At 24.6% G+C, this 13,419-nt stretch carries 9 protein-coding genes; all 9 read left to right on the top strand.

Features of this window, described 5'->3' with window-relative positions:
- Nucleotides 1–1,047: a phosphoribosylformylglycinamidine cyclo-ligase gene (purM, locus tag SGLAD_RS04375; protein ID WP_134297995.1), complete on the top strand. Its 1,047-nt coding sequence runs from the start codon at nucleotides 1–3 to the stop codon at nucleotides 1,045–1,047.
- A complete protein-coding gene (gene purN, locus SGLAD_RS04370) occupies nucleotides 1,040–1,612 on the top strand; it encodes a phosphoribosylglycinamide formyltransferase (protein WP_134297993.1) in 573 nt (190 codons plus the stop codon). The genes purM and purN overlap by 8 nt, the downstream gene beginning before the upstream one ends.
- 1 nt (nucleotide 1,613) lies before the next feature.
- Complete coding sequence (gene purH, locus SGLAD_RS04365) at nucleotides 1,614–3,155, top strand: bifunctional phosphoribosylaminoimidazolecarboxamide formyltransferase/IMP cyclohydrolase (protein ID WP_134297990.1); 1,542 nt, start codon at nucleotides 1,614–1,616, stop codon at nucleotides 3,153–3,155.
- Complete coding sequence (gene purD, locus SGLAD_RS04360; RefSeq protein WP_134297988.1) at nucleotides 3,133–4,419, top strand: phosphoribosylamine--glycine ligase; 1,287 nt, start codon at nucleotides 3,133–3,135, stop codon at nucleotides 4,417–4,419. The genes purH and purD overlap by 23 nt, the downstream gene beginning before the upstream one ends.
- Nucleotides 4,420–4,501: 82 nt before the next feature.
- Complete coding sequence (dnaE, locus tag SGLAD_RS04355; protein ID WP_134297985.1) at nucleotides 4,502–7,480, top strand: DNA polymerase III subunit alpha; 2,979 nt, start codon at nucleotides 4,502–4,504, stop codon at nucleotides 7,478–7,480.
- An 18-nt stretch (nucleotides 7,481–7,498) separates the two neighbouring features.
- A complete protein-coding gene (gene polA, locus SGLAD_RS04350; protein WP_134297982.1) occupies nucleotides 7,499–10,198 on the top strand; it encodes a DNA polymerase I in 2,700 nt (899 codons plus the stop codon).
- Nucleotides 10,199–10,211: 13 nt separating this feature from the next.
- The gene (mutM, locus tag SGLAD_RS04345; protein WP_134297979.1) at nucleotides 10,212–11,039 is read left to right on the top strand and encodes a DNA-formamidopyrimidine glycosylase; all 828 of its coding nucleotides are present in this window, start codon (nucleotides 10,212–10,214) and stop codon (nucleotides 11,037–11,039) included.
- A 151-nt stretch (nucleotides 11,040–11,190) separates the two neighbouring features.
- Nucleotides 11,191–12,456: a DnaD domain protein gene (locus SGLAD_RS04340; RefSeq protein WP_134297976.1), complete on the top strand. Its 1,266-nt coding sequence runs from the start codon at nucleotides 11,191–11,193 to the stop codon at nucleotides 12,454–12,456.
- Nucleotides 12,456–13,358, top strand: coding sequence for a DnaA ATPase domain-containing protein (locus SGLAD_RS04335; protein ID WP_166739179.1), 903 nt, complete (start codon nucleotides 12,456–12,458; stop codon nucleotides 13,356–13,358). Before SGLAD_RS04340 ends, SGLAD_RS04335 begins: the two co-directional genes overlap by 1 nt.
- Nucleotides 13,359–13,419: the final 61 nt, after the last annotated feature.

Here is a 13,419-nt window from a genome sequence, read left to right as displayed (position 1 = left end):
ATGAGTGATAATTATAAAAAATCAGGAGTTGACATTCATAAAGGTTATGAAGTTGTTGAATGAATAAAAAAAATAGTTGCTCAAAAGTTTGATACAAAGCTTTCAAATAATATTGGAAGTTTTGGATGTATTTTTGACCTATCAAGTTTAAATTATCAAAAACCAGTTTTAGTTTCAGGTACTGATGGAGTTGGGACTAAATTATTATTAGCAATTGAGGCAAATCAACACAAAACCATTGGAATTGATTTAGTAGCAATGTGTGTAAATGATATTTTAACACTCGGAGCAAAACCTTTATATTTTTTAGATTATATTGCAGTAGAAAAAATAAATTTAGAAATTATTACAGATATAATTACAGGAATAGTTGATGGTTGTATTCAAAGTAACTGTACCTTGTTGGGTGGCGAAACTGCGGAAATGAAAGATATGTATATTAAAAATCATTATGACTTAGCAGGCTTTATAACTGGAGTTGTTGAAAAAGATAAACTAATTGATTATAAAAAAAATGTAAAAGAAAATAACAAAATAATTGCTATAAATTCTTCTGGAATACATTCAAATGGTTATTCATTGGTAAGAAAAATATTTTTTAAAGATCATAATTATAACTATGATCATAAATTTGAAGAGTTGGAAACAAATTTAATAACAGAATTACTTAAACCAACAAAAATTTATGTTGACATAATTAGTGAATTGCAAAATCAAAATTTTAAAATAAATGCAATGGCAAACATAACCGGAGGTGGATTTATAGAAAATATCCCTAGAGTAATTCCAAATGGATTAAGTGCAAAAATTAACAAAACAAAAATTAAAAGTCAAAATATTTTTAAACTAATGCAAAGACTAGGAAATATTTCAGAAGATGAAATGTACAATGTTTTTAATATGGGTGTTGGTTTTATAATTATTGCTGATAATGAAGAAGCTAAAAAAATTGCAAACTTTATTAATGGATTTAAAGATTACAAAGCAAATATTATTGGAGAAATTATAAACAATAGCAAAACAAAGATTGAGTTAATAAATGACTAATATTGCTATTTTTGCTTCAGGTGATGGAAGCAACTTTCAATCAATAATAGATGCATTTAAAACAAAAAAACTTATTGTAGATAAAATAATTTTAATAACTAATAAACAAAATTGTTATGCAAGAACAAGAGCTAAAATTAATAATATTAAAAATTATAATTTTTTACTACAAGATTATGAAGATAAAAATGAATATGAAAGAGACATTTTGAAGACCCTAAAAAAAGAAAATATTGATTATATATTCTTAGCAGGATATATGACAATGATTACTAACATTTTGTTAGATGAATATAATAACAAAATAATTAATACACACCCCTCACTACTTCCAAGTTTTAAAGGAAAAGATGCAATTCAATATGCTTTAGATTATAAAGTTTATTTATCTGGATTTACAATTCATTATGTAAATATAGAAATGGATGCAGGAGAAATCATTTTTCAAAAAGCAGTGAGAGTTTTTAAAAAAGACACACATGATTCTTTAAAAAAAAGAATTCAAAAACAAGAACACAAATATTATTGACAAATAATGAATAAAATAATTAAAGGAGAAATATAAAATGAAGTATGCATTGATATCTGTATTTGACAAAACCAATGTCTTAGAGTTTGCAAAAGATTTAAATAGTCTAGGTTATCAAATTATCACAACTGGGGGGACTTATAATTATTTAAAAGAGAATAAAATTGAAGCTATCAAAGTTGAAGATATAACTAACTTTCCAGAAATTTTAGATGGTAGAGTAAAAACTCTTCATCCAATGTTGTACGGAGGAATCTTATCTATTAGAAATAATGAAAAACATATTAAACAAGTGGAAGAACATAAAATTAATTATTTCGATATAGTTGCTATTGACTTATATCCTTTTTTAAAAACAGTTAAAAACATGCAAAATACACATGAAGATATAATTGAAAATATTGATATTGGAGGAGTGAGTTTAATAAGAGCTGCTGCTAAAAATTACAAAGATGTAATAACAATATGTGATATCAATGATTATCAAAAAGTTATAAATGTTTTAAAATCAAATGAAGATACCAAGGAATTAAAAACTTGATTAGCACAAAAAGCATTCGCTCATACTTCAAGCTATGACTCACTAATTGCAAACTACTTATTTACAAAAAGCTCAAATACACATTTACCAGAACAAATAACTTTATCGTATTCTAAAAAAGAAGATTTAAGATATGGAGAAAATCCTCACCAAATTGCTGCATGATATCAAGATAATTACTTTGAAGAAATAAGTTTGAGCAATGCAACTCAATTACATGGTAAACAACTTTCATATAATAATTTACTAGATGCAAATAGTGCAATTAATATTGTAAAAGATTTAAATGATTATAGTTGTATGGTTGGTATAAAACATTTAAATCCATGTGGAGTTGCAATCAAAGGTAGTGTTGAAGAACTTTGAGATAAAGTGTATGATAGTGATTCGATTTCTATATTTGGAGGAATACTTGCAACAAATCAAATTATTAACAAAGCAGTTGCAGAAAAACTAAGTAAAATATTTTTAGAAATTATAATAGCACAAGATTTTGATCAAGATGCTTTAGAAATCTTAAGTCTAAAGAAAAATTTACGTTTATTAAAACTAGATTTTTTAAATAAAAATTTAAATATTAATAAATATCAATATGTATCAATCGATCAAGGCGTGCTTGTTCAACAAAAAGATAATTTTAAACATAAAACCAGTGAGTGAAAAACTGTAACTAATAATCATTTAAGTGATAAAGAATTAGAAGAAGCTTATTTTGCATTTTGTGTAGTTAAGCACGTAAAATCAAATGCAATTGCTATTACAAAAAATCTTCAAACTGTTGGAGTTGGTCCTGGACAAATGAATCGAATCGGTTCTACTAAAATTGCTTTAGAACAAGCAGGAACAAAAGCAAATGATGCCATACTTTCTAGTGATGCATTTTTGCCCTTTAACGATGTTGTTGAACTTGCAAGTCAATATAAAATTAAAGCAATAATTCAACCGGGAGGTTCTTTAAAAGACCAAGATTCAATTGACTTAGCTAATGAAAAAGGACTAGTGATGATATTTACAAATGTTAGACACTTTAAACATTAATATGAAAAAAAATATTTTGATATTAGGAAAAGGTGGAAGAGAACACGCTCTTGCTAGAAAATGTAAAGAATCTAAACTTTGTAATCAAGTATTTGTAATCCCAGGCAACGATGGTATTAAAGATTGTGCTATTGTTGAAAATAATATAGATTTTAATAATATGAACTCAATTTTAGAGTTCGCTCTACACAATAGTATAGATTTAACAATTGTTGGAGATGAGGCTTTTTTAGCAAATGGTGTAGTTGATTTGTTTGAAAAACATGAGTTAAAAATTTTTGGACCTTCAAAACAAGCATCTCAAATTGAAGCTTCTAAAATTTTTTCAAAAACTTTAATGCAAAAATATAAAATACCAACTGCTAATTTTTTTTCAACTACTTCTGCTAATGAAGCGATAGAGTATTTAAAATATAATAATAAGTTCCCAATTGTTATTAAAAATGATGGACTTGCAAGTGGTAAAGGTGTTTTTGTTACTAAAACTTTAGAAGAATCAATTGTCATTGTTAAAAATATTTTAGAAAAAAATATTTTTAACAATGACAAACAAGGTGTTGTAATTGAAGAGTTTTTAGAAGGAAAAGAATTTAGTCATTTAGCTTTAGTTAATGGAGATAGTATAATTTATTTACAACCTGCAAAAGATTATAAAAAAATTTATGATAATGATTTAGGGGAAAACACAGGTGGTATGGGATGCTACACACCAGTTGATTATGTTACAAAAGAAATTATTGAGTATAGTAAAAATGAAATTATAAAAAAAACTATTGAAGCTTTAAAACAAGAAAATATTTATTATAAAGGTGTTCTATATGCTGGATTAATACTTACAAAAGATAATCAAGTTAAAGTGATTGAATTTAATAGTAGATTTGGAGATCCGGAAACTGAAGTTTTAATGCCTGCATTAGAAAGTGATTTAATTGAAATTATTTTAAACTTAATAGAAAATAAAACTAGTCAGCTTCTGTGGAGTAAAAATTATGTTGTTGGAATAACCATTGCGAGTCAAGGATATCCAAAATCACATATTAATAACTTAAAACTTACAAATAAAAACATTTTTGCTGATAGTAATATATTTCACATGGGAACAACATTTGATAAGGAAAATAATGTTTTTAACAGTAATGGTGGAAGAGTTTTATTTGTTTATAATCAAGACCTAAAAATGTCTGAGGCTGTTAAAAAAGCTTACAAAAAAGTTATAAGTTGTGAATTTGAAAACTTTTATTACAGAAAAGACATAGGAAAATAAAATATATGTAACAAACCTTATAAGAAAATAAGGTTTTTTTTGTTATTTTGTTAAAATAAATATAGTTTAAAGAGGTTTTTTTATGGAATATACAAATTTAATTAACATTCATTCTTGCTACAATTTTTTAAAATCAACAATAAAACCTCAAGATTATATTGACTTTTTAAAAAATAATAATTTAAAAGTTGGGTTTTATTCTGAATTAAACTCAATGTATGGAGCTGCAGAATTTGAAAACTTAGCTAAAAAAAACGATATTAAGCCAATAATTGGAGTTTGTTTTTTATTAACTTATGGATTAATAACCTTTTATGCAATAAATAACAAGGGTTATAAAGTAATTAGTTACTTATCTTCTTTTCTTTTGAATATGGATAAAGAAAATATAGAAGAATTAGAAATAGAAATTTTTAAACAAGATTTTGAAAATGTAATTGTAATTTTTAGTCCTAATGCTGAAAATAGAAGTGATTATATTGAGTCGTTAAAAACAAAAATTAAAGATAATTTTTATTTAGGAGTTACAAAAAATAATTACCAGTATGTAAAAGAAGAAAATAGAGTTTTTGCAAGTCGCATTAATAATCTTTATGAAAAAGATTATTTTGTTTATAAAGTTATCAATGCAATTGGTGAAGCAAAAACTTTGCAAGAAATTAGTGATTTAGAAAGTAATTATTATTTAGCGAGTAAAGATCTAGAAAAATATATTGATTTGAAAATACATAATTATAATATTGAAAAAATTATCAAAAAAGTTGAATTAAATGTTATTAATGATTATAAAAATCATTTTCTTACTTATCCAAACTCAAAAAATATGCCTTCAAATAATTATTTAAGAATGATTTGCATTGAAAATTTAGAACAACTAAAATTAAATAATGAAATATATAAAAAGAGATTAGATATGGAATTAGAAGTTATTTTCAAAATGGGGTTTGAAGATTATTTTTTAATAGTAAGTGATATGATAACTTTTGCAAATCAAAACAATATTTTAGTGGGTCCAGGAAGAGGATCTGCTGCAGGTAGTTTAGTTTCTTACTTGCTTGGAATTACTAAATTAGATCCAATCCAGTACGGGTTACTTTTTGAAAGATTTTTAAACATTGATAGAGTTACTTTGCCAGATATTGATATAGATTTTCAAGATGATCGAAGAGAAGAAATTTTAGAATATTTATATTCTAAATATGGTAAAGACCATTTTGCAACAATTACAACTTTTCAAACAATTGGAATAAAAAATGCATTAAGAGATTGTGGTAGAGTTTTTGAAATTGATATTGATGATATTAATCATATGACAAAACAAGTTAACGAAAGAAACGTTATTGATTTACAAAAAGCCTTAGAAGACTCAAAAATATTACAAAAATATGAAACTAAATATCCTCAAATCTTTGAGGTAACTAGAAAAATTATTGGTTTACCAAGACAAACAGGAACTCATGCAGCCGGAGTTGTTTTTTGTGATGAAAAAATCTGACAAATTGTACCAACTAAAGTTGGTATTAATGGAATTTTACAAACACAATATTCAATGAACTATTTAGAAAGTATCGGACTTATAAAAACTGATATTTTAGGTTTAAGAAATTTATCGATAATTCAAGAAGTTATTGAAGCTGTTAAATTATCTAAAGGAGAAAAAATTAATCTTAATAAAATTAATTTAAACGATAAAAACACTTTTGACTTATTAAAAAGTGGAGAAACTACAGGAATATTTCAATTAGAATCTGAAGGTATGACAGATGTTCTTGTTAAAATGAAAGTAAATTCAATTGACGAAATTGCAATTACAAGTTCATTATTTAGACCTGGACCTAAAGAAAATATTCCTACTTACATCAAAAGAAAAAATTCAAAAACAAAAAATTATATAATTGATAACAATATTGAAGATATACTTGAACCTACTTATGGTATTATTGTTTATCAAGAACAAGTTATGGAGATTTTAAAACGAGTTGCAAATTTTAGTTTAGGAAAAGCAGACATAGTTAGAAGAGCTATGGGAAAAAAAGACGCAAAATTAATGGATCGATTTAAAAATGATTTTATAAGTGCGGCTATAAAAAACAATTATAACCAACATAAAGCAGAAGAACTTTGACATTATATTGAAAAATTTGCTGAGTATGGATTTAATAAATCTCATGCAATTGCTTATTCATTAATTGGATACTGAATGGCTTACTTAAAAACTAATCATACAGCACAATTTTATTGCGCACTTTTAAATAGTGTTTTAAGAAACGAAAATAAAACTTCAAAATATTTAAATGAGTTAAAAAAACACAACTACAAAATTAATGGACCAAGTATAAAAAATCCAAACACAATATATTATTTTTCTAAGAATGGGATAAATATACCTTTAACAGTTATCAAGGGAATAGGAAATGATTTTTTAAATAAAATAAAAACTATTTATAAAACTAATAAAATAGCATTTAATAATTTGATAACAATCTTAGCGAAACTTTTTGATAACGGACTTACAGATCAAAAATATGAATCATTAGTCTATACAGGTGCTTTTGATTGTTATAATGTACCCAGAAAGTCTTTGATTAAATTTTATAAACATATTAAAGGATTAGCTAATAGTATTAGTTTTATGAACACAAAAGAAATAGAAAATATTGATATTCCAATCAGAAAAGACTCACCAGACGAATTAGCCTATTATGAAAAAGAGTATTTAGGTTTTTATATTAGTTCTCATCCTTTAACAATTATTAGAGATAAATTAGCAAAAAAAGAAAATTTGTTTTATATAACAAATCTAAAAAAAGAAAATCTTGTATGTGATTTATTAGTTACAATAGATAATATTGTAACTAAAGCAGATAAAAACGGTGGACAAATGAGTTTTGTTGATGTTAGTGATGAAACAGGAGAAATTAGAGTAACAATTTTTGCTTCATTGTATGAAAAAATAAAACAAAACATTGAATTATCAAAAAAAGCAATTTGAAAAGTAAAAACTCAAGTTTATAACAATAAAATGAGCGCTTTGTTATTAGAGGTTATGAATACTTTTTAATAGAATGGAAAAGAAATTATGAAAAAAAGAATTTTATTAGTAGATGGAAACGCTTTAATATTTAGAGCATTTTACAGTTCTTATGGAAGAGCAAATTTAACAACTAAAAGTGGTGTGCCAACTAATGCAGTTTATTCTTTCATAAATATGCTTTTAAACATTGTGCAAAAAAACGATTATTTTGATATTAAAGTAGCTTTTGATAAAGGTAAAAAAACATTCAGGCATGATAAATTAAAAACTTATAAAGCTGGAAGAAAACAAACTCCACCAGAACTAATTGAACAGTTTCCTATTGTTAGAGAGTTTCTAAGCAATGCAAATATTGATTGATTTGAGCTTGAAGGTTATGAAGCAGATGACATAATTGGATCAATTGCTCATATGATCAATAATAGTTATGAATATGAAATCGATATTTTAACAAGTGATCAAGATATGTATCAATTAATTTCTGATAATGTTTTTGTTATAGCTCCTCAAATAGGAACAAGCGATCTTACAACTTATAATAGAGAAAAGTTATTTGAAAAATGAGGAATTTTACCAGAACAAGTAATTGATTATAAAGGTTTAAGAGGAGACTCTTCAGATAATATTAAAGGTGTTGCTGGAATAGGAGAAAAAACCGCTAAAGAATTACTACAACAATTTAAAAACTTAGAAGAAATTTATGCAAATATCGATAAAGTTTCAGGAGTAAAAAAACAAAAGCTAATTGATGGAAAACTAGATGCATTTCTATCAAAAGAAATAGCAACAATTTATAAAGAAATTATTCTTGAAGACTTTAAATTTAAAGAAACAAAAATCGATTTTAATAACTTAAAAGATTTTTTTATGAAGTACGAAATGGTTTCTTTGGTAAAAAAATACTTAAACGAATTTTATAATGAAAAATCAGCAGAACAAACAAAAGACTATCAAAAAGTATCAAGTTGAAATTCTTCTTATAGTGATAAAAATAATTTTATTTTTTTAGAAGTTTTAAATGACAACTATCATAATCCAGATGTAATAGGAATGAGTATTGTAAATGAAAAAGGAAACTTCTATTACAATTTTGAAAATCAACAAGAAGTAAATATTTTTAATTGACAAGAAAAAAATATTGACAACAACCTGCAAAAGTTTTTATTAGAAAATTATTTTTATACTTATGATATTAAAAAAACAGCATACGTTTTAAAAAAATTAGGATATGAGATAAATATTAATAAATTTATCTATGATATGATGATTGCTTGTTATGTTTTAAACTCAAATGTAAAATCAAATTTTGAATCACACATTAACTTAGTTGATTCTTCTTTAGAAATTGAAACGTTTGATGAAATATTTGGTAAGGGTGTTAAAAAAACAAAAGCAGTTGAAGAAAGCAAAAAAGTTAACTATTTGTTAAGAAAATCAGATTTAATTAAACAAACACATGAAAAAATAATTGAGTTGTTAAAAGAAACAAATCAATATGATTTATATCAAGAAATTGAACTACCATTTAGTTATGTGCTATTAGATATGGAATATGAAGGAGTATTAATAAATAGAGAAGAATTAGAAAAACAAACCAACAATATTTTAGAATTATTAAATCGTTTAGAAAATGAAGCTAACGATATATTAAAAGAAGAAGATATTGAACCTATTAATTACAGTAGCCCAAAACAATTAAAAGAATTATTATTTTCAAAACTAAATTTGAGAAATTTAAACAAGGGTAGTACAGATAGAGAAACTCTAGAAGGGTTACTGGGTAATCATAAAATTATTGAAAAGGTTTTAGAGATTAGAAAGTATTCAAAATTATATTCTACATATTTAAAAGGATTTGAAAAATATATTAATAATCAAAACAAAGTTCACTCAATTTTTAATCAAACAACAACAAACACTGGTAGGCTAAGTTCAACAGACCCAAACCTACAAAATATTTCGATACGAGACGAAGAACAAAGAAAGGTTAGAAAAATATTTATTTCTCAACCAGGTCACACTTTTTTAAGTTTTGACTATTCTCAAATTGAACTAAGAGTTTTAGCAGACGTTGCTAACGAACAAACATTGATTGAAGCTTATAAAAATGATCAAGACATTCATGAACTTGCAGCAAGAAATATTTTTGGCTTAAGTTCTGATGAAAAAGTTTCAAGCGACCAAAGAAGAGTTGCAAAAGTATTTAATTTTGGTATTCTTTATGGATTAACAAAATTTGGACTTGCAAAAGACTTAAAAATTTCTCAATATGAAGCCGAAGAGTATATAAGTGCCTATAACAAAACTTTTCCCAAGGTACAAGAATATAAAGATAAAATACTTGAAGAGTGTCAAAAAAATAGCTTTGTAGAAACAATGGCTAATCGAAGAAGATATGTTTATGAGTTACAAAGTTCTAATCATATGATCAGAGAGTTTGGAAAAAGAGCGGCAATTAATGCCCCAATTCAAGGAACAGCTGCAGATATTTTAAAAGTTGCAATGATTGATATTTTTAAAATATTAAATACAAATAATTACCAAGCTAAATTAGTAGCTCAGATTCACGATGAAGTTATTTTAGTTGTAAAAGAAGATGCGGTTGAAGAAGTTAAGAATTTAGTAAGAGAAGCAATGATTAATGCTTATGATAAACTTTTAAGTATTGCTAAAAAGAATAGAAAAAGCCTTGTTAAATTAGAAGTTAATGATGGAGTTGGCCATACTTGGTATGAGTTAAAATAAGAGAGGTGATTATATGCCAGAACTGCCTGAAGTAGAAACTGTTGTAAAATCTTTAAAAAAACGAGTTTTAAACTTAATAATTAATAAAGTTGAGATATTTTATCCTAAAATTATTAAAACAAATATTAGCGTATTAGATTTTCAAAAACAAATTGAAAATAGAAAAATTAGCGATATTCAAAGAATTGCAAAGTATATAATTTTTGTTTTAGAAGATAAAGTGTTGATTAGCCATTTAAGAATGGAAGGTAAATGATTTTTATATGATAAAAACGAAGTTTATGATAAAAAACATGTTTTAGCAACGTTTCATTTATCAAATAATAAAATTTTAAATTATCATGATACTAGAAAATTTGGTACTTTTGATTTGCAAGATTTAAATGATTATAAAAGCAATAATCCTATTAAAAAATTAGGACCTGAACCTTTCGTATTAGAAGCAAATAGCAACTATTTATATGAAAAAATGTCAAAAAGTACAAGACATATAAAAACAATGCTTTTAGATCAAACAATTATTGCTGGAATTGGTAACATATACGCAGATGAAATTTTATTTGATGCAAAAATAAGTCCTTTAATTACAGGTAATTTTTTAAAACCAAAGGACTATCAAAGAATCATAGAATCTTCTAAAAAGATTTTAAAAAAATCAATTGAACTTGGGGGAACCACAATTGATAGTTATCAACCAGAACAAGGAATTGATGGAAAATTTCAAAACGAGCTAAAAGTCCATACCAGAAAAGGTAAAAAATGTTATGAATGTGGCAATGAAATTATAAAATTAAAAGTGAATGGAAGAGGAACTTATTATTGTAAAACTTGTCAATATTAATTTTATAAGTGGATAACTCTTAAAAAGCTAGTATTCATACTAGTTTTTCTTTCGAGTTATTCACATTATTATTCATAGTTATTAAAAGTTATCAAATCTATTTAATTTTTCTTTAATTTAAATAATATCAATAGTGGAGGATAGGACTGTTATGAGAAAATTTGAATATAAAGTTTTTTTAAAAAATAGGATAGACATTTTAGATGATAAAGTCCTAACTTATTTATATCAACCAATTATTGGTTTAAAAAGCTTAGCTATTTATAAATTACTAATTAATGAAGCAGAAGTTATAAAACAACTTCAAAAGCAAGAATTTTATAATGAAGATAGATTAATAAAGTTATCAATGCTAAGTTCAGATCAATTAAGTTGAGCTATTAAAAAATTAGAAGCAATGGGGTTAGTGGTTACATTACAAAGTAAAATTAATGAAGCTAAAATTTTTAATATTTACCCCCCATTAGAACCAAAACAGTTTTTTGAGTATAGTTTGTTTAACTCTGCTCTTTTAGAAAAAATTGGAAAAAAAAATTATGAAATTGCACAATTAATGTTTAAAGAAGATAATTGTGCAAACGAAAGTGATTATAAAAATACTTCATCAAAGTTTTTAGAAGTTTTTGAAGAATTTAATAAAAACTTAAAAGAAGAAGTTTATTCAAAAATACAAACTCGACCTAAAAAAACTAATGTATTATTGGAAGGATTAGATTTTGAAAGTATATTTAAAAATCTTCAAAATAAAAACATTTGTGTTTCTAAGGAAAATGAAAAATTAAAAAATGTAATTGAAGAAGTTTATTTATCATATAATTTAACAGAAGAGACTATTATTGATGCTTTAATAAAGGCTTATGACGAACAAGAAGTAGATTTAGATATTGAAAAATTTTATATAATTATATCTTCAAAATATTTAGTTCATGAAGATACAGCATCATTAGATTTTGATCCAGAATTAAATAAAAAAACTAAAACTAATGCTAAAATTAAAGAAATGGAAACTATTGATCCAATTCACTTTTTAGAGCTATTAATGAACGTTGACTGTTTAGATTTAGTATTTTTAGAACTAATTAGATCATTAAGAAGAGAGTATAAGTTAAGAGATGGTGTTATAAATTGTCTTTTAGAATATTCTTATTTAAAAAATGAATCAAAAATTGTAAAAAATTATATACTAAAAATAGCCAAAACTTTTAATGAAAGAGATATTTCAAATGCCAAAGAAGCTATGGATTATTTAAAACTAGCAAATAAAAAAAGTAAAGTAAGCAAAAAAGATTTAGGAAAATATATTAAAGAAAATAACGTATTAGATAATAGGGATGAAGAATATAACGAAGATAGCGGTTATACTATGGAGTTTGACGAAAATATAAAACCTGACCCTAATTTATGAGGAAATTATTAATGACAAGTCGTGTAGAAGAACTAAAAAACAACCCAAAACTTAAAAGTTTTATTAAAAAATATAAATTGGATGATAAAACTTTAGAAGATAGTTATCTTGTTATTAAAAGATTTATAGAACAATTTATAAAATGCAATAAACCAGGTCCTTTAGAAGAGTGCAAACAATTAATTAAAGGTATACAATTAAAATTAGAATACAAAAATAAACAATTGTACACGGTTAGCGAAAATTGTGTTCATTGAAAGTATGAAAATACAGATTATAAAATAAAAGAAAATATACTATTTACTGAATATGATAAATTTAAGATTACAAAAAAAATAAGTGATTATGTAAGTCTAAATCCAGAAGAATATAACCCATCAATAAATATTTTTATAACTGCAGTTCAAAAGATATTTGTAAGCGATAAGTCAAACGTTAAAGGTATATATTTATATGGCGAACCTGGAGTTGGTAAAACTTATATGATGAAACTAATCGCAAACAGTTTTGCTAATAATGATCAAAAAGTTGTTGTTGTTACAATGAACAGGTTAATTAAAGTTGTGAAAGAAACATTTAATAATTATATAAATAATGATTACAATAAATTTTTAGACTTATGTACTAACGTAGATGTTTTAATATTAGACGATATTGGTTCTGAACCTGTTACTGAGTGAAGTAGGGATGAACTATTATTTGGTTTGTTAAATACAAGATTAGAAAATAATAAATTAACTTTTTTTACATCAAACTTATCTTTAGATGATTTAAAAAAATATTATACTAGTACTAAAAATAGTAGCAATAATTTAACCCAAAAAATTAAGAGTACAAGAGCTAAAAGAATAGTTGAAAGAATTAAAGGATTATGCGATGATATTTTAGTTGTTGGAAAAAATCAAAGAAGTTAATGGAATTATTTCCATTCAGTAAGATTTTAAAATAAAATTATGGAAAAAAAAGTTATTTTAT

It is taken from the genome of Spiroplasma gladiatoris (assembly GCF_004379335.1).
GTDB lineage: Bacteria > Bacillota_I > Bacilli_A > Mycoplasmatales > Mycoplasmataceae > Spiroplasma_A > Spiroplasma_A gladiatoris.
This window is presented reverse-complemented; position numbering and strand designations above follow the sequence as displayed.